The 16375-nt window shown below is 73.7% G+C and carries 14 protein-coding genes; 5 read left to right on the top strand and 9 right to left on the bottom strand.

Annotated elements, in window-relative coordinates:
* Positions 1–9 precede the first annotated feature (9 nt).
* The 4 genes from ACHBTE_RS17575 to ACHBTE_RS17560 form a co-directional block, all read right to left on the bottom strand.
* Positions 10–1671, bottom strand: a complete 1662-nt coding sequence (locus tag ACHBTE_RS17575) for a trypsin-like peptidase domain-containing protein (RefSeq protein WP_394724829.1) — start codon at positions 1669–1671, stop codon at positions 10–12.
* On the bottom strand, positions 1668–2018 hold the full coding sequence (locus ACHBTE_RS17570; protein WP_394724882.1) for a CU044_2847 family protein: 351 nt from the start codon (positions 2016–2018) through the stop codon (positions 1668–1670). Before ACHBTE_RS17570 ends, ACHBTE_RS17575 begins: the two co-directional genes overlap by 4 nt.
* Before the next feature lie 183 nt (positions 2019–2201).
* Complete coding sequence (locus ACHBTE_RS17565) at positions 2202–3584, bottom strand: carboxyl transferase domain-containing protein (RefSeq protein WP_394724828.1); 1383 nt, start codon at positions 3582–3584, stop codon at positions 2202–2204.
* The gene (locus ACHBTE_RS17560; RefSeq protein WP_394724827.1) at positions 3577–5022 is read right to left on the bottom strand and encodes an acyl-CoA synthetase; all 1446 of its coding nucleotides are present in this window, start codon (positions 5020–5022) and stop codon (positions 3577–3579) included. Before ACHBTE_RS17560 ends, ACHBTE_RS17565 begins: the two co-directional genes overlap by 8 nt.
* A gap of 248 nt (positions 5023–5270) precedes the next feature.
* Here ACHBTE_RS17560 and ACHBTE_RS17555 point away from each other — a divergent pair, with 248 nt between their 5' ends.
* Positions 5271–6143, top strand: coding sequence for a RimK family alpha-L-glutamate ligase (locus tag ACHBTE_RS17555; RefSeq protein WP_394724826.1), 873 nt, complete (start codon positions 5271–5273; stop codon positions 6141–6143).
* 63 nt (positions 6144–6206) lie between these two features.
* Here ACHBTE_RS17555 and ACHBTE_RS17550 read toward each other — a convergent pair whose 3' ends face one another.
* Positions 6207–7304, bottom strand: a complete 1098-nt coding sequence (locus ACHBTE_RS17550) for a hypothetical protein (protein ID WP_394724825.1) — start codon at positions 7302–7304, stop codon at positions 6207–6209.
* Between the two features lie 239 nt (positions 7305–7543).
* Here ACHBTE_RS17550 and ACHBTE_RS17545 point away from each other — a divergent pair, with 239 nt between their 5' ends.
* Genes ACHBTE_RS17545 through ACHBTE_RS17530 form a run of 4 tightly spaced genes read left to right on the top strand, consistent with a single transcriptional unit; the run spans position 7544 to position 13759 of the window.
* Positions 7544–8773: a hypothetical protein gene (locus ACHBTE_RS17545; protein WP_394724824.1), complete on the top strand. Its 1230-nt coding sequence runs from the start codon at positions 7544–7546 to the stop codon at positions 8771–8773.
* Complete coding sequence (locus tag ACHBTE_RS17540; protein ID WP_394724823.1) at positions 8770–9708, top strand: AAA family ATPase; 939 nt, start codon at positions 8770–8772, stop codon at positions 9706–9708. The genes ACHBTE_RS17545 and ACHBTE_RS17540 overlap by 4 nt, the downstream gene beginning before the upstream one ends.
* On the top strand, positions 9705–10775 hold the full coding sequence (locus tag ACHBTE_RS17535; protein ID WP_394724822.1) for a hypothetical protein: 1071 nt from the start codon (positions 9705–9707) through the stop codon (positions 10773–10775). Before ACHBTE_RS17540 ends, ACHBTE_RS17535 begins: the two co-directional genes overlap by 4 nt.
* Positions 10772–13759 carry a hypothetical protein gene (locus ACHBTE_RS17530; protein ID WP_394724821.1) on the top strand — a complete coding sequence of 996 codons (2988 nt, stop codon included), beginning with the start codon at positions 10772–10774 and terminating at the stop codon, positions 13757–13759. Before ACHBTE_RS17535 ends, ACHBTE_RS17530 begins: the two co-directional genes overlap by 4 nt.
* A 64-nt stretch (positions 13760–13823) precedes the next feature.
* On the opposite strand, the gene ACHBTE_RS17525 is transcribed toward ACHBTE_RS17530, so the two are convergent.
* Genes ACHBTE_RS17525 through ACHBTE_RS17510 form a run of 4 tightly spaced genes read right to left on the bottom strand, consistent with a single transcriptional unit; the run spans position 13824 to position 16366 of the window.
* Complete coding sequence (locus ACHBTE_RS17525; protein ID WP_394724820.1) at positions 13824–14423, bottom strand: hypothetical protein; 600 nt, start codon at positions 14421–14423, stop codon at positions 13824–13826.
* Positions 14389–15192, bottom strand: coding sequence for an FkbM family methyltransferase (locus ACHBTE_RS17520; RefSeq protein ID WP_394724819.1), 804 nt, complete (start codon positions 15190–15192; stop codon positions 14389–14391). The genes ACHBTE_RS17525 and ACHBTE_RS17520 overlap by 35 nt, the downstream gene beginning before the upstream one ends.
* Entirely contained in the window at positions 15189–15443 is a 255-nt protein-coding gene (locus tag ACHBTE_RS17515) for a Trm112 family protein (RefSeq protein WP_394724818.1), read from the bottom strand. The genes ACHBTE_RS17520 and ACHBTE_RS17515 overlap by 4 nt, the downstream gene beginning before the upstream one ends.
* Positions 15440–16366: a hypothetical protein gene (locus ACHBTE_RS17510; protein WP_394724881.1), complete on the bottom strand. Its 927-nt coding sequence runs from the start codon at positions 16364–16366 to the stop codon at positions 15440–15442. Before ACHBTE_RS17510 ends, ACHBTE_RS17515 begins: the two co-directional genes overlap by 4 nt.
* Positions 16367–16375 lie beyond the last annotated feature (9 nt).

Here is a 16375-nt window from a genome sequence, read left to right as displayed (position 1 = left end):
GTGGGCGGCTCAGGGGACGGGCGAGTGCGGGCGGGCGGCGGACTCGGGGAAGCAGCGCGGGTCGTCCCACAGCAACTGGACGTCCTTGGCCCAGTGCCCGTCCGGGTCGTCGTCCGCGGCGGCGGTCTCCCGCAACTCCATGATGTGCCGCGGCAGTTCACCGGGAGGAACCCGGGCGACGGACGCGGCGAGCCGGTCGAGGAACGCCGCGCCGGAACAGGGCCCTTCATGGCCGAGGTCGGTACAGCCCGTGCGCGACCACAGCAGGATGGGCACCGGGGTGGTCAGGCCGACCTCGAAGTGCGGGCCGGTGGCCGGCCGGAAGGTGAAGCCGGCCAGGTCGGCACGGTCCTCGCGCAGCCGCTTGCGCAGACTCGGCGGCCGTTCCCCGGCGTCGCACTCGACGCGATGCAGGGGGGCGCCGGGCCGCGCGTCCAGCTTCTGCCACTTCTTGGCCAGCTGATGGCGCAGCCCGCCGCTGCGGTGCCGGGAGCGGTCCACGACGACGAGCGGATAGGCACAGCCCAGCGGCGTGGGATCGTCCGCACCGCACTCCCAGTGCGCCACCGGCTCGTTCAGCCACTCGCGCGGCAGCACGAACGTGATCAACTCGTCCGCGTCCGGCGCCAGTTGGGTGAACGCCTCGTCGATGCACCGCTGGACGTACCCCCGTACGGCGGCGCGCGGCAGCCGGCGCGAGCCCACCCGCCGTCGCCGGCCGTCGCGGTAGGCGGACACCGCGACGGTGACCTGGTCGGGGCCGGCGCCGCTGTGGTCGATCTCCACCAGGATCGGCGACCAGGAGGACCCCGTGGCGGACCGGACCCGGGGTGCGTCCATCAGGTCCCGTAATCGGTCGGCGAACCGGGTCAGCGCCTCGGCTCCGGGCACCTCCCACTGCACATACCCGGCAGCCGCGCCCAGCGAGGTGAAGCCGCCCTGCGGCAACGGCGGTCCGAAGGGGCCGACGGCGTCGACGTACAGCCGGTCCGGGTCGCACTCCAGCCCGGTGTCCACGGCCCGGCGCACCAGGGTGTACAGCCGCCGCACGGCGTCGGGCCGGTGGTCGGGGGTGGGGATCCGCTCACCCAGCTCGGGGCAGTAGCGGGCGAGGACCTGGGTGGGCAGCATCCGCCCGACCCTGAGGTCCCGGCCGCCCGCGACGCTCGACACCATGCCGACCACGCGGCCGTCCGCCAGGGTCACCGCCGCGCCGCTGAACCCGGCGGCCAGCGGCTGCCCGTGCGCCGTGACGGCCTCCAGCTGCCGCCACTCGTCCGAGACCAGTGCCCCGGGCACGGCGTGGTAGCGGGCGAGCATCCCCTCGTCGTAGCCCTTGGGGAAGCCGTACGCCACCAGGGTCGGGGCGGGCTCGCCCAGTTCGGCGCCGGGCGGGGCGAACTCGGCCGGCCGCACCGGGACTTCGCGTTCCAGTTCCAGTACGGCCAGGTCGCCGGGGTCGGCGGCGCCGCCCGCCCAGCCGCCGTGGACGACGACGGTGGCCGACAGCGGGCCGGCCTCGTCGCCGTTGGGGAAGGTCACCGTCACCGCGGACGTGTCGCTCCACCGCACCACATGGGCGCAGGTGACCACACGGCCGGGGGAGACCAGGAAGCCCGCGCCCACCTCGTTCCCGCAGGCGATCCGGGCGTGCCAGGCAGCGCTGCTCATGACCGGTCGGCGGCCTCCGGGGAGATCCGGTCCTGCCCCGGTGACCAGCTGAGCTTCACCACCAGATGGCTCTCCGCGGCACCCTTGGCGATGACCGCCCCGGCCTCCGCGCTGAGCTTCACCCCGAACTCCAGCTCCACCGCGTCCGGCCGCAGCGTGCCGTCCCGGAAGACCCGCAGCGCGGACTCGGCCGCGGCCCGGACGCCGTCCAGCGCGCCCTCGAACGTGCGCGTCGCCCGGTCCGGTCCGTCGCCGCGCGAGACCATCCGGGCGCCCGGGGTCTCCTCGACACCCTCCACGACCACCAGGGCGCCGTCCTCGGTCTTGAACTCCGTCAGCCCGTCCATACCGCCGATCGCTCCCCCGTGGTGTGCCACCTGTACGAACTCCATTGTTACGGACGGTGCTTGCCGGTGTCACCGGGGTGCGCGCACGCGGAAGAGACCGGCGTCCGCGCTGCGGCATCATGCCGCGCCACTCTGGGCGCCGCCGGTGACCCCGGCCGGGCGGCGGCCCGTCCCGGCGGCGACTCACGGGCGACGATCACCCGCGTCCGGTTTCCGTGAGGGTCCCTCGCGGGGTTCCTGGCCCACCACGCGCAGCACGCCCAGCTCCGCCAGGTCCTGGGGCCGGAGCCGCAGCTGGTCCGCCGTCGCCTCCGCCTCCCACGGTGGCCGTTTCAGGATCGCCGCCGCCGACTCCGGCGCGATGACCGAGAAGTAGCTGTCCGGCGTGGCCCAGGTGTTGCCGGGCGCCGCCAGGGCCAGCGCCCCGCCCGAGCCGCCCTCGCCGATCACCAGCGTCGTCACCGGGACCCGGGCGGCGGCCACCGCGCCGAACAGCTCGGCGATGGCCGCCCCCACCCCCTGCCGCTCCGCCTCCGCGTCGTTCGCCGCGCCCGGCGTGTCCACCAGGGTCAGCACCGGGATCCCGAGCCGGTCCGCGAGACGGATCAGCCGGGTGGCCGTGCGGTACCCGGCGGGCCGGGTCGCCGCACCGGTCTGGGCGGCGTAGGCGACCGTACGTCCCTCGTGATCCCCGAACCCGCACAGCATCCCGTCCGGATCGGTACCCCCGCAGCGGTCGCCGCTCAGCGCGACACGGTCGCCGAAGTAGTCCGCCAAGTACGCCTGCGCGCGCGGACGTTCGGCCGCGCGGGCCCGCCGGACCGCCTCCCAGCCGGTGGCGGACGGCGCGGTGCCGCCGAGCGCACGCGGCGGCGGGGCCGGTGCGCCGCCCGGTGCCGTGAGCAGCCGCAGCCACCGGCCCAGCACCTCGCGTACCTCCTCCGGCGCTACCACCGCGTCCACCGCCCCCGCCGCGAGCTGCGCCTCCGCCGTGTACGCCGCCGGATCCGCCTCCGGTGGGCGGACCCGCGAGCCCGCGAAGCCGATCTGGGCGCCGGGCAACGCGAGGGTCACATCGGCGCCCGCGCCGAGGGTGGCCCAGCCGCCGCCGGTCGTCGGGTCCCGCAGGACCGCGATCTGTGGCAGCCCCGCCTCGCGGGTGAGCGCCGACTGGCGGGCCACCCGCTGGAGTTGGGACAGTGCGAGCATGCCCTCCTGCATACGGCTGCCGCCCGTCGCCACCAGGGGGACCACGGGAAGGCGCCGGGCGCGGGCGCACGTGTACGCCGCCTCCAGCCGGTCGCCGGTGCGCTCGCCCAGCGAGCCGCCGAGGAAGCCGAACTCGAAGGCGATCACGACCGCCTCGGTGCCCTCGATGGTGGCGGTGCCGCAGATCACCGACTCCTCCTCGCCGGTGCGCTCGGCGGCGCGGGCGCGCGAGGCGTCGTAACCCGGCCAGCCGAGGGGGCCGTCCGGTGCCGGGTCCCGTATCGGGAAGGGCAGTTCGGTGAACTCGTCCGCCAGCAGGGCGATGGCCTCCCGGGCGGTCGCGCGCCGCTCAGTCATGGCTCAGCGCCCGCTTCATGATCTTCCCCATGTCGTTGCGGGGGAGCGAGGCGAGGTAGTGGACGGTGCGCGGTCGCTTGTGCGGGGCGAGACGCCGGGCCACATGGTCCGCCAACTCCCGTTCCGTCGGCGGAGCTTGCGGATCCTCCGCGACGACCCAGGCCACGATCCGCTCCCCGAGATCCGCATCCGGCTCACCGGTGACGGCGGCCTCGCGCACCCCGGGATGCTCGAGGAGCGCGTTCTCGATCTCGCCTGCCCCGATCTTGTAACCCCCGCTCTTGATCAGGTCGGTGGCCTTGCGGCCGACGATCCGGACGTACCCGTCTGGGTCACGCACCGCCATGTCGCCGGTGCGGAACCAGCCGTCCTCGGTGAACGCGGCCCCGGTGGCGTCGGGCCGGTTGAGGTACTCGGTGAACAGGTTCGGGCCGCGCACCTGGATCTCGCCCACGCTCTCGCCGTCGTACGACGCGAGGGGCGTCCCGTCCTCCTCGACCAGCCGCAGCTCCACGCCCGGCAGGGGCACCCCGACGGTGCCGGCCCGTGGCTCGCCGTCCGCCCGCACGCTCGTGTTCATCAGCGTCTCGGTCATCCCGTACCGCTCGACGACCCGCTGTCCGGTCGCGGCCGTGATCCGCTCGTGGTCGTGCACCGGCAGCGCGGCCGACCCCGAGACCAGCAGCCGGGCCCTGCCCAGCGCCTTCGCCAGCTCCGGCTCACCGGGGAGGGCCTCGGCGATGCGGTGGTACATCGTCGGCACGCCGAACAGCATGGTCGCGCCGCCGTTCAGCTCCCGCGCGACCCCCTGCGTACCGAACCGGCCCAGATGGCGTACCGAGCCGCCGCGGCGCAGCGGGCCGAGGATGCCGAGGACCAGTCCGTGCACATGGAACAGGGGCAGGCCGTGCACGAGGACGTCGTCGCCGGTCCACTGCCAGGCGTCGGCGAGCGCGTCCAGGGTGTGGGCGACGGCCCGGCGCGGGATGACGGCGCCCTTGGGCGGGCCGGTGGTGCCGGAGGTGTACACGATCAGGGCGGGGTCCTCGTCGGACACCCGCGGGCCGGGAAGCGGAGCCGTGTCGCGCACATCGACATCGATGCGCTCCAAGTGGGCCAGCGCGGAGGGCAGTTCGTCCCCTGTCGCGGCCAGCACCGCCGACGGCGCACAGTCGGACAGGATGTGCCCGAGCTCCTTCTCCCCGGACTTCGGGTTGAGCGGTACGGCGGCGACGCCGGCCTCCAGCGCCGCGACCACCGCCACGGCGGTCTCCAGCGCCGGCGTCGCCCAGACGGCCACCCTGCCCGCCGCGCCGATCCGTGCCGCGAGGGCGCCGGCGGCGGCGCCGAGCTCGCCGTACGTCAGCGAGCGGTCGCCGAAGCGCAGGGCGGCCCGCTTCGCCGGAGCGTCCGTCAGGGCCGGGAAGAGAGAGGACACGCGTCGTACTCCTTGACTGTTGTGCGGACACCGACTGTCGTGGCCCACCGGCGCCTGTCCCCCCACCCGGCACGACCGTCACCGGTCGGGCCACCGCGGGCACCACCGCCACCACGTTCCCTCCGTACACCATCCGCTGCCGGAAGAAACACTCACCGAGGGGGAAGGCCGAGCGGCCGGCGCCGGTTCCGCGGGCGCTTGTTAGCCTGCGCACGCAACAGCGTCGCGTCGCCAAGGGAGGATCCGCCGTGCCCCGCACCGCGCTCGTCACCTGCCGCCCCGGCCCCGAGGTCAGCGTCGACCACGACCTCCCGGTGCTGGTGGCGGCCCTGCGGCGGGCCGGGGCCGAGGCGGACTGCGTGTACTGGGACGACGACACCGTCGACTGGGGCGGCTACGACCTCGCCGTGATCCGCTCCACCTGGGACTACAGCTGGCGCGCGGCACAATTCCTGGCCTGGGCGGAGCGGTGCGGCAAGGCCACCCGGCTCGCGAACCCCGCCGAGGTGGTCCGCTGGAACGCCGACAAGCGCTACCTCGGCGATCTCGCCGCCGCGGGGGTGCCCGTCGTGCCGACCCGGTACTTCGCACCCGGGGACACCGTCGACCTCCCGGACGACACCGAGTACGTCGTCAAACCCACCTCGGGCGCGGGCGCGCGGTTCGCCGCCCGGTACACACCCGACGAGCACGAGAGGGCCGTACGACAGCTCGCGCGCATGCACGTGGAGGGGTTCACCGCGATGGTGCAGCCCTATGTGCGCAGCATCGACGTCGCTGGGGAGCGGGCGCTCCAGTTCTTCGGCGGGCGGCTGCTGCACGCCAGCCGCAAGGGCGCCGTCCTCACTCCCGGAACGCCCTATGACCAGCGCAAGGTCGCCCACCCCGGCCTGACCCCCTGGACCCCGACACCGGCCGAACTCACCGTCGCCGAGCGCGCCCTGGCCGCCGTACCGCAGGCCCCGGAGCTGCTGTACGCGCGCGTGGACCTGGTCGACGGGGAGGACGGGCAGCCGCGGGTCATGGAGCTGGAACTGGTCGAGCCGAACCTCTTCCTGTCCCTGCACCCCGGGTCGGTGCGGGGGGTGGTGGAGGCGATCCTGGCGGCTGCGGGGCGGTGATCGACGGGAGGAAGGCGTTCGGTACCCGTCGATCACCTTGTACCGCCCGTCCCCGTGTCACGGTCACGGGCGGTCGGCCGGCCCCTGCGGCGGAGGGTGTCCGCCCGGCAGGGGCGGTGTATCGGGGGCCGCTCCTGAACGCAGGCGTTCGAAGACCAGGTCGAAGGTGAAGCCGGCGCTGAAACCCAGGGGCAGGGTGAAGAACAGCAGCCTGCGCACATCGAGTTCGTCGAGCAGGGAGGGCACCGTGAGCAGCTGGGACGCCACGTACAGCAGGACCGAGACGACCCCGGCCCCCAGCCCCCGAACCGCCGCCCTCGGCCACTGATCGACGGTCTCGAACGAGCTGCGGATCACCGCCCCCGCCATCGCCGCGATCAGCGGCGTCACCACCAGCACCCCCAGCCGGCGGCCGGTCGCCGGGCCGGGGTCGCCGGCGAGTACGAAGCCCAGCAGGGAGCACAGGAGCAGCAGCAGGGCCACGACCGTGCCCAGACCGGCGGTGAGCAGGGACCGGCGCGCGGTGCGCTCGCTCTCGCGCAGCCACTCGGCGCGACGCAGCCGCTGCTCGTCCAGACAGCGCACGAGCCGGCGGGCGGAGTCGGCCCGCCAGTCCTGCCCCAGCAGGACGATGTCGTCGTCGGTCGTGTCGTTGCGGACCTTGTCCAGGTTGGCCCACACCTGGCTCGCGCCGCCCCCGAACGCGGCGACGGGAAGCATCGGGATGCGCTGCGCCATGGCGATCACCCCGGCCACCCGGGTCGACTGACGGCCGCCGACGAACAGCGCCGCGTCGCAGGACAGCAGCGTGCGATAGAAGGAGACCTCCCACTCCGGCCCGGTGTCCCGGACCACGCGCACCTCGGCCGAACTGCCCTCCGGCAGCCCGAAGTCATGGTCCCGGTGCCGGGGTACATGCAGGAACACCGTGCCTGCGCCTTCGGTTGCCTGTGCGTATCCCTGGACGACGTCGTACTCCACGTACTTGCGCTTCGCTGAGAACACCGCCAGGTCGTAGCCCGCGAGGGCCAGTCGGCGTCCCAGTTCGCGGCAGGCGGCCGGGGCGTCCTCGGGCCGCTTCAGGGCGGGCGTGTACGAGGGGCCTGTCTCGACGCTGCCGACGATCGCGATGACGGGGCGTGCCCCGGCGGACGGCTCCATGCCTCGCGCTTCCCCCCGTCTCCCGACCGGCCGCGTCCACTCGACGCGTGGTCCCTGTCACCCGGAAGGATGTCCGTCCCGCGGGCCCCGAACACGTGAATGCGATCTGAACTCCCGTCATAAAGACGACATAAGCCCTGTCACTTCATCGACAAAGAGGCTGATTTGACCGCCGTACTGGTTGCCTGCCAAGGTCTTGCCTCCCACAGGGCATGCGCGGTAGGGACGGTCAGTCGTCGATGGCGATCACCTTTATCAGTCATGGCAGGTCGAAGACCGAAGCGGAGCAGGCGAGCGCCGATTTGGTGCGGGCAAGACTCGTCGAACGGCTGAAGGGTTTCGAGTGGGACGTCCGGGTCGACGACCTGCTGCCGCCCGGGGTCGCCTGGCGGCCGACCCTCTTCGTCTGGATGGCCGAGTGCGATGTCGCCGTCTTCCTGGTGACCCGGGGCGGGATGGACAAGGACTGGCTCAGGCGCGAGGTCGACATCCTGTTGTGGCGTCGCGACCTCGGAGCTCCCCTCACCGTCCTGCCCGTACTGCTGGGCGGACTTGAGCCGCGGGACCTGCGGGGCACGTCGATATCCCAGCTGAGCACCCCGCAGCTGATCACCCAGCGGCCCGGGGAGTCCGAGGAGGACGTCGTCGACCGGATCGTCGAGGCTCTGGGCGACATGCGGGTGCGTGTGGACAACTCGGCGATGAAGTCCATGACAGCCAAGATCGAGCACTGTCTCGACGTGGTGCAGCAGGAGTTCCCGCTGCGGCAGATGGCCGACAGACTCGTCGGCCGTGACTGCCCTTTCCCCACCGCCATGGAGGGGCGCCGGTTCATCGCGCACCAGTTCCTCGACCAAGTGCCCACGCCGCGTGTGCCGAAGGCCGTCAGGGAAGTCTCCTTCTACCTGGACCAGGGCCGCCTCGAAGGGCTGATCCACCTGGCGGTGCCCACCTGGATCGATCCGTCGGCCGTACGCCGGCTGATCCCGGAGGACGAGCAGGTCGTCGTCACCCTCGGCGGCGAGCACCCGGACACCGCCGTACAGCACATCGAACGGGCCTTCTGCTTCTCGGACGACTACTGGGTCCAGACGGTCGCGTTGACGGCCGGAGAGGCCCAACTCGCGGAGTACCTGGCCCTGTGCGAGCCGGCCGTCGAGGAACTGTACGGGGGTGACATCGACACCGAGCCCCCCGACGACGAGGTGCTCTTCCTCGTCATCGACCCGCGCGGCGCCGAGCCGGACGTCGTCGGGCAACTCGTCCGCCGGCTGATCGAGGACTTCGACCGGCTGAACGTCGTCGTCCTCATGGGTGACGCCGACCCCGCGGGCCTGGGCGAACAGCCCTGCCGCACGCTACACATCGCGGTGCCGCCCGGGACCGAGGACGGCGTGGCGCGGACGGTGAAGACGCTGAAACGCATCTTCGCCCGCCGCTCAGACATGGGAAAGGAAAGGTCGCAGTGACCCGCGCGGCATCTCCCGCACACCCCACCGCACCGGACCGGCCCGACGGCCGCGCGTACGTCGTACGCGGCGACCTCCACATCGCCGTCGAGGTGGCGCTGGCCACCGGACGGCCGTTGCTGCTGCGCGGTGACCCGGGCTCCGGCAAGTCGTCGTTCGCCGCGCACGTGGCACACGAGCGTGGATGGGCGTACCACGAGCACGTGGTGACCTCACGTACCCAGGCTCCGGACCTGCTGTGGTCCTTCGACCATGTGCTGCGGCTCGCCGACGCCCAGGCCCAGCGGCTCAAGCCCATCGACACCTATGTGGAACCCGGAGTGCTGTGGAGGGCGTTCGCGCCCCGCTCGGCGCGCGCCCACACCCTGCGCGCCCGGGCCCAGCACGCCTGGACGGAACCCCTCCGGGGGACCGAGGCACTGGACGGCGTCAGGCTGCGCACCCAGTCGGTCGTGCTGATCGACGAGATCGACAAAGCCGATCCCGAGCTGCCCAACGGGCTGCTGGTGCCGCTCGGGTCGCGCTGCTTCACCCTGTCCCAGACCGGGAAGAAGATCGAACCCGAGGACCGTACCGAGGCGCTCGTGGTCATCACCACCAACGAGCAGCGCGAACTGCCCGAGGCGTTCCTCAGACGCTGTCTCGTGGTCAAGCTGGAACACCCCAACCCGCGCGAGCTGGTGAACGTGGCCCGAGCCCATGTAGGTGCCGACCGGTTCAGGCCGGAGGACGAGGCCCTCGCCCGGCAACTGGCCGACGCCGTGGAGGAGTTGCGGAAGAAGGCGGAACGCAGGGCGCAGCGCAAGCCGAGCACCGCCGAGTTCCTCGACGCCTTCCATGCCTGCCGGGAACGTGGCATCAGGGTCGACGACGATGATCCGCGCTGGCAGGCCCTGCACCGGATGGCCCTGCTGAAGCAGGACTACATGCCATGACGGAGCGGGTGGCCGAGATCTGGGTGGCCGACTGGGTGCGGGCGTTGGACGCGGTGGGTGACGATCCCGACGTGCGGCGCGATGTCGCCCGGCTGCTGGGTTTCGGTGCGCCGGACCTCACGCCCGCACCGCGCCCCGAACCGGCCTCCTGCCCGGCGGCACCCGCCGCGGTCGCCCCGGACGACGACCTTGCCCACGTTTCGTCCGCTCGCCACCGGGCCGCCACCGGCAACCCCCTCGAAGCCCCGCCGTTGCCGCCGCCGCCTCCGTCCCAGCCTCCGCCCGCCTCCCCGCCTCCGCCCGCGCACACCGACCGCCTCTCACCCGGCGCTCCGACCCGGCTGCCCGAGGTGCCGGTCCTGGAGCCCGTCGGACACGACGACCCGGACGTCACCGACTGGGCTCTGGTGGATTCCCTCGACGAGGTGACCGAACGGCATCTGCGCGTCCGGCCCCCGCTGGAGCCGCTGCTCACCACACGCTCCTCGGCCGCGATCCTCAACGCCGCGCTGACCACGCCTGTCCGCGACGACGGCGAACCGGACATCGAAGCCCTCGTCGACTTCTTCGCCCGCGGCATTCCCCCGACCCGGCTGCCCCGGGCGCCCCGCCCCACCCTCCGTTTCGGTGTGCAGGTGCTCGTCGACATGGGTGAGGCGATGCAGCCCTACCGACGCGACCAGCGCGAACTCGTGCGCCAGATCACGGGCCTGGTCGGCGCCGAACTCACCCAGGTCCGCTACTTCGCCGACGTCCCGGCCCGCGGAGTGGGTCCGGGCGGGCGGGGCACCTGGCAGCCGTACCGGACACCCAGCCAGGGAACCCGCGTCCTCCTCGTCTCCGACCTCGGTGTGGGCGGTCCGTTTCCGCACCGGCGGCGCGCCTCGGTCGCCGAGTGGTACGACGTGCTCGACGAGATCGTCCGGGCCGGCTGCACCGCGCTGGCCCTCGTGCCGTATCCGGTCGACCGGGTCCCGGCCGAACTGGCCCGGCTGCTGTCCGCCCTGACCTGGGACCGCACGACGACGGTGAGCACGGTCGCCGCCCTGGTGGGCCGACGGCCGTGACCGCCGAGGACGACGGCACGGATTCGGCCGAGGACCTGGCGAGCGCCCTCAGCGTGGCGGTGCGGGTGGAGCCCGAGCTGATCCGGGCGGTGCGGCTGGGACTGTTCCCGCGGCTCGGTGTGGAGAGCGAGTCCGAGCTCTGGTTCGGCGAACTCGTCCGGTCCAGGGGGCACGGCGGCCTCGTCTTCGACGACGCCGAACGGCACCGGCTGCAAAGGCTGTTGCGGCGCCGGCTGAAGCACCAGCCGCAGGACGCCCCGGTGCATTCCCTGTGGCGCATCATCCAGCGGGTGCACGCCGACCTGTCCCCGGCGCTGCTGCTGGAGGAGCAGGTCACCTGGCTCGCCGTGGCCGGGCGAGTCGGCGAGATCGACGCCGCCCTCGCTCGGGCGTTCAAGGCGATCACCCAGGAGAACCGCGAGGGCGTCCTGACGTGGTGGGCCGCGGCCTGGGACCGGTTCCCCCAGGCCGTACGGGACTCGCCGATGGGCTGGCAGCTCGCCCAGACGGCGCGCTCCCGCTTCCCGGCCCGCCGCTTCCCGTTCGGCAGGGAACGGGTGCCGCTGTCCGCCCGGCGGCTGGGCGACCTCGCCCGTGTCCTGGACGACGTCCGCGTCACCGTACGCCGCGACGGCGACGAGCTGGAGATCGACGGCCGGGCGGTCGACCCGGACGCCCTCCCCGGTATGCCGCCGGGCACCTACGCCCTCCCCCTCCCCGACACGTCCCCCCGTGTGCTGACCCTCGTGGCCGGCGGCGCCCGTGCGAAGGACCAGGACCTGTCCGTCCCGTCGACCTGGCAGATCCGGGTGTACGCCGGTCCTGGACCGGTCGTGCTGCGCAATGCGCGCGGGCAGCTGTTCCAGATCCCGGAGCGGCCCGCGCCGGCGCCCGGCGCCGGACCGGCCGGACGGTTCCTCGGGATCTCGATGGCGCGGTACACCGATGAGCGCCTGCCCTCGCTGGACCACACGGCCGGCCTGTCCCGCGAGGTGGGGGCCGCCCTCGGCGACACCTACGCCAAGGAGTACCTGACCGACCCGTCCCTCGCGGCCGTCGTCGAGCGGCTGCGACGGCTGTCGGAGCGCCCCCACGACGGCCCGCTCGTCGTGTACGTCCGCGGATACGCCCTGCCCGGCCAGGGCGGTCCCCGGCTCGCCTTCCGCGACAGCGATCCCGACCGGCCCGACACCCTCCTGCCCGCCGAGGCGCTCTTCCGTCTCGCCACCGCCTCCGCCGCCGACCAGGTCCTCGTGCTGCTCGACCATGTCCGGCCGCCCGGCAGCGGCCTCGACTGGGGCTTCGGGCCGCCGCCCATGGAACTGCGGACGGCGAGCTGGGCGGGCCAGGTCGCCGCACTGGTGCCCCATGACACCGGCTGGGACAAACTGTTCGTGTCGTGGCTGCTACGGCTGCTGCGGCGCGGCCCGGACGAGGGGGCGCAGGGGTGGGGCTGGTCGCCGCGGGAGAGGTTCATCACCGGCGGCGAACTCATGCGCGCCGTCGCCGCGGACTGGCCGGGCCAGTACCCCTCGACCCCGAGAAGCTTCGCCAACGGCGTGCCCCGCGCGCTGCTGCCCAACCCCCGTTACGCGCTGCGGGACTTCCCGGCCGGCCTGAACCCGGCCGAGTTCGGGGAGGCGTACGCGCACGAGGCCGCCGCGTTCCTCAATGAGGTGATCGGCGAGGTCGGCACCGCCGCCGAGGACCGGGACCGCGCGGTGACCAACATGCTGCTGCTCGGCCCCGAGCGAGGTGTCGAAGCCGCCGTCGCCCTCGACGTCCTGGCGGAGCGGCTCGCCGCGGCCGGCCGGCGCGCCGAAGCCGCCGACGCACACCGGCGGGCCATCGCCCTGCTGCGCCCCCTCACCGGCCGGCTGCCCGGCAGCGCCCTGCCGGCCCTCGGCTCGTCGCTGTACGGGCTCGCGAGCCGGCTTGCCGAGGCGTACCGCTGGGCGGAAGCAAGGCCGGCCGCCGAGGAGTGCGTGGCCCTGCACCGGCAGGCGACCCGCGGCCGGCCCGACCGGCGGCCCCGGCTGGCCGAGAGCCTCCATCTGTGGTCGCTCGTCCTGCACGGCGGCGGTGAGCACCGGGCCGCGTTGGACGCCGCCGCCGAGGCCACCGACCTGTTCCGCCGGCTGGCCGTCGAGGACCCGCTCACCCACCGTCCGGCGCTGGCGGTGAGCCTGACCGGGCTCGCCAACCGGTACGGCAAGGCGGGCATGGCGTACGAAGCCCTCCAGGCCGCCGTCTCGGCCGCCGCCGTCCGGCGGGAACAGGCCGCGTCCGATCCGGATGCCCGGGCCGAACTGGCCCGCAGCCTGCATGTGCGCTGGTACTGGGAGCGTGCCGCGCGGTATCCCGAGGCGGCGCTCGCGACCATCACCGAGTGCGTGAGCATGCGCCGGGAGCCGGCGTCGCCGCTCCCCGTGGCGCATCGCGCGCAGTTCGCCGAGAGCCTCAACTGCCTGGCCGTCAGCCTCGCGGACCTGGGCCGTACCGACCGGGCGATGCTGACCGCCCGCGAGGCCGTCTCCGTCTACACCGAACTCGTCGCCTCAGGCGCTGCCGACCTGCGTCTGTCGCTCGCCCGCACCCTGCGCAACCTGGCGCTGTGGCAGGGCACTCTGCGCCGGTACGCCGAGGCGGTGGCGGCGGCGGCCGAGGCGGTCGGCCACTACCGGGAGCTGGAGGGCGAGCAGCCGGGCCTGCACCGCGCCGACCTGGCGGACGCCCTGGAGATGTGGTCCTGGGCCCTGGACCTGCACGGCGCCGGCCGGCCGAGGGCCATCGACGCGGCCCGCGAGGCCGTCGAGCACTACCGCAAGCTGTTCGCCGCCGACCCCGACGGATACCGCCGGCACCTGGCCCGCAGTGTCAACACCCTGTCCATCCGCCTCGACGCGGTCGGCCGCGCCCGGGAGGCGGCACTGCTGCGTGCCGAGGTCAGCGCGATCGTCCGCGGCTCGGACGGAGGCCGGTGACGGACGCCGGTGACGGACGCCGATGATCCACCGGTGGACCGTGCGAGTCCCCCAGGACGGTGGACTACCCGGTGACCGCCACCCGCTGCAACAACCCCCAAGTGAACTCGGCCACCACATCCCGCCGTACGCCCGCCTCGTCCGGTGCCGTGAAGGCCAGGCCCCAGCGGGTCGGGGCCGTGCCCTCCAGGGGGCGGGCGGGGGCGAAGGCGCGGGCCGCCTCGTCGACCGTGCAGGACCAGGGGGTGAGGTCGCTGAGAGTGCGCAGCTCGGGCGCGGGGGCGCCGGGGGCGCGGACCAGCCACTCGTTCCACACGGCGCCGTTCGGGGCGAGCAGCGCCTCGAAGCGCAAGGAGGGCCAGAGCGGGACCGGCCACAGCCAGGCCTCGCACTCCAGGTCGCCGACCTTGCGGGAGAGGACCGTCTCGGGCTTGCCCAGCACCGAGCGGTACCGGGTGGCGGCGGCACGGGACCGCGGTGAACGCACCATCGCCTGCCAGCGCTTGTTCGCCTCGCGCATCTCGGCGAGGGACACACCGAGGGCCCGCCGGGCGTCCTCCACCAGGTCCGGGTTGTGGTCGGCCATGCGGCGCAGCAGCACCAGCTGGAAGTGGAGCGGGGTGAACGGGCTAGCGGGGTGCGTTCCGGAAGGCATGCGATCCATCGTCGCCGACCGGGCGGCGGCCGTCGGGGAGAAAGAGCACCGAGTTGACGTACCGCGGTCCCCCGAAGGGCAGCACCCGGCGCAGCAGGCCCTGGGTGACGACGTACGAGGTCTGCGCCTGGTGGGTCTCCAGCGGGAAGCGGCTCAGCGGCACCCAGTCCCGGCCGGGCAGGACCCAGCCGTCGTAGCCGAGCAGGGAGAGGTAGGTCACCACCGGGGCTATCGGCTGGATACGGGACTCCAGCTCGATGAAGAGAGCCGGCCGGTCGCGCGCCAGGATGCCGGTCGCGCCGCGCAGCACCGCGAGCTCGCTGCCGTCCACGTCGACCTTGACGAAGCCGACCTCCTTGAGGCCGAGTTCGTCGAGGGTGACACAGCTGACCGGGAGCGCCGAGGCATGGATGTTCCGGCGGACCAGGGAGGACACGCCCCGGTCGCCCGCGTCGTGCGGCGGCAGCCAGAGCCGGGCCGCGCCGGGGCGCTCGGCCGCCGCCGCCTGCACCACCCGGACGTTGGGCGGGGCCGTCGCGGCGAGCAGACGGGCGAGGTGGGGGACCGGTTCCACGGTCACCACCCGGCGGGCCCGCCGCGCCAGCCGTCGCGTCCACGGGCCGTACCATCCGCCGACGTCCACGGCCGTCCCGCACCCGGCGGGACACAGCTCCGCCAGCCGGGCCAGCTCCGGCTCGAAGCGCGGGTACACGGCCCGGGCGACGGCGGCGACCAGGCGGGTGGGCAGCAGCGGGGCGATGCTCGCGGTCAGAGTCATGGAACCATCCGTTTGAGGAGTTCCTCGTGTTCGTCGTCGGAGACCTGCTCGCCGGAGGCCGGCAGCAGTTGGGGGATGCCGTCCACGATCGGATAGCGGCGGTGCAGGCGCGGGTTGTAGAGCGCCTCGGCCGCCTCCTCGGCGGCGTCCGGCCCTTCCGGCCGGGCCGGTCCGTCCGGTGTCACCAGGTGCAGCGGACCCTTGTCGAGGGGACAGGCCAGGATCTGCAACAGCGGGTCGTCGGGGTTCATGGTGGGGTCAACTCCTTGGCTTCAACGGGTGGTTGTGCGGGCCGCGGGGCCGGCGGCTCGTGGCGCGGCATCGACAGCAGTACGGTGACGGCGAGCGCCGTGCCCACCACGCGCAGCGCCAGCCGCAGCGGGTCCTCGGGCAGCGTCTCGCCGAACGACAGCGTGCCGATGACGGCCGTGTACAGGCTGGTCACCGTCGTGCACACCGGCACGATCAGCGAGGCCCGGCAGCGTTGCAGCGCCGCCTGCGACATGACGAGCCCGAACGCGCCGGTGAACAGCAGGAGATACGGGTACGGGGAGCGCAGCAGGCCGAGGAGCGCCTCGCCGATCCCGCTCGCCGTCAGATAGCCCGACACCCCCTTGATGGCCAGGGAGCTGACCCCGTACAGCAGCCCCACGGCCACGCCGTACTCGACGCCGGTCGTCGGCAGCCGGTGCCGGTGCCGGGCCCGGCGTTCGGCGGAGTTGTACAGCCATACGCCCATCGCCAGCGAGGGCACGCACACCAGCAGGATCAGCGGATAGGGCGCGGCCCGGCCGACGGTGTCCCCTCCGTCCGGTCCCTCGCGCAGCGACAGCACGACCATCAGCAGCGCGGCGAGGATCGCGCCGAGCGCGTACCGCTCGCGCCCGCTGGTCCGCTCGCCCAGCAGCCGGGCCGAGAGCAGCACCAGCAGGACCAGCCCGGAGACGAAGATGCCCTGCGCGGCGGCGATCGGCAGGGTGCGGTAGACGACGAGCTGGGCCCCGAAACCGGCGGCGAGGGCGAGCGAGCCGCCGATCCACAGCGGGCTGCCGAGCACCAGCCGCAGCAGCCGGGCGGGCCGGCGGACGGTGACCTCCGGGAGTGCGGTGAGCGCCCGTTTCTCCAGGACGAAACCGAGGCTGTACAGGGTGTTCGCCAGCAGAGCCGCGGCCACTCCCCACCA

Origin of the sequence: Streptomyces sp. M41, from assembly GCF_043673425.1 — a bacterium.
Taxonomy (GTDB): Bacteria; Actinomycetota; Actinomycetes; order Streptomycetales; family Streptomycetaceae; genus Streptomyces.
Note: the sequence above shows the minus strand (reverse complement) of the source record. Positions and strands in the feature narration are given on the sequence as shown.

Bases quoted from the DNA above. Each gene is read 5' to 3' on its own strand.
- ACHBTE_RS17575 (WP_394724829.1), bottom strand. From the start codon at position 1,671: ATGAGCAGCGCTGCCTGGCACGCCCGGATCGCCTGCGGGAACGAGGTG.
- ACHBTE_RS17525 (WP_394724820.1), bottom strand. From the start codon at position 14,423: ATGGATCGCATGCCTTCCGGAACGCACCCCGCTAGCCCGTTCACCCCG.
- ACHBTE_RS17565 (WP_394724828.1), bottom strand. From the start codon at position 3,584: ATGACTGAGCGGCGCGCGACCGCCCGGGAGGCCATCGCCCTGCTGGCG.
- ACHBTE_RS17515 (WP_394724818.1), bottom strand. From the start codon at position 15,443: ATGAACCCCGACGACCCGCTGTTGCAGATCCTGGCCTGTCCCCTCGAC.
- ACHBTE_RS17545 (WP_394724824.1), top strand. From the start codon at position 7,544: ATGGCGATCACCTTTATCAGTCATGGCAGGTCGAAGACCGAAGCGGAG.
- ACHBTE_RS17535 (WP_394724822.1), top strand. From the start codon at position 9,705: ATGACGGAGCGGGTGGCCGAGATCTGGGTGGCCGACTGGGTGCGGGCG.
- ACHBTE_RS17520 (WP_394724819.1), bottom strand. From the start codon at position 15,192: ATGACTCTGACCGCGAGCATCGCCCCGCTGCTGCCCACCCGCCTGGTC.
- ACHBTE_RS17570 (WP_394724882.1), bottom strand. From the start codon at position 2,018: ATGGACGGGCTGACGGAGTTCAAGACCGAGGACGGCGCCCTGGTGGTC.
- ACHBTE_RS17550 (WP_394724825.1), bottom strand. From the start codon at position 7,304: ATGGAGCCGTCCGCCGGGGCACGCCCCGTCATCGCGATCGTCGGCAGC.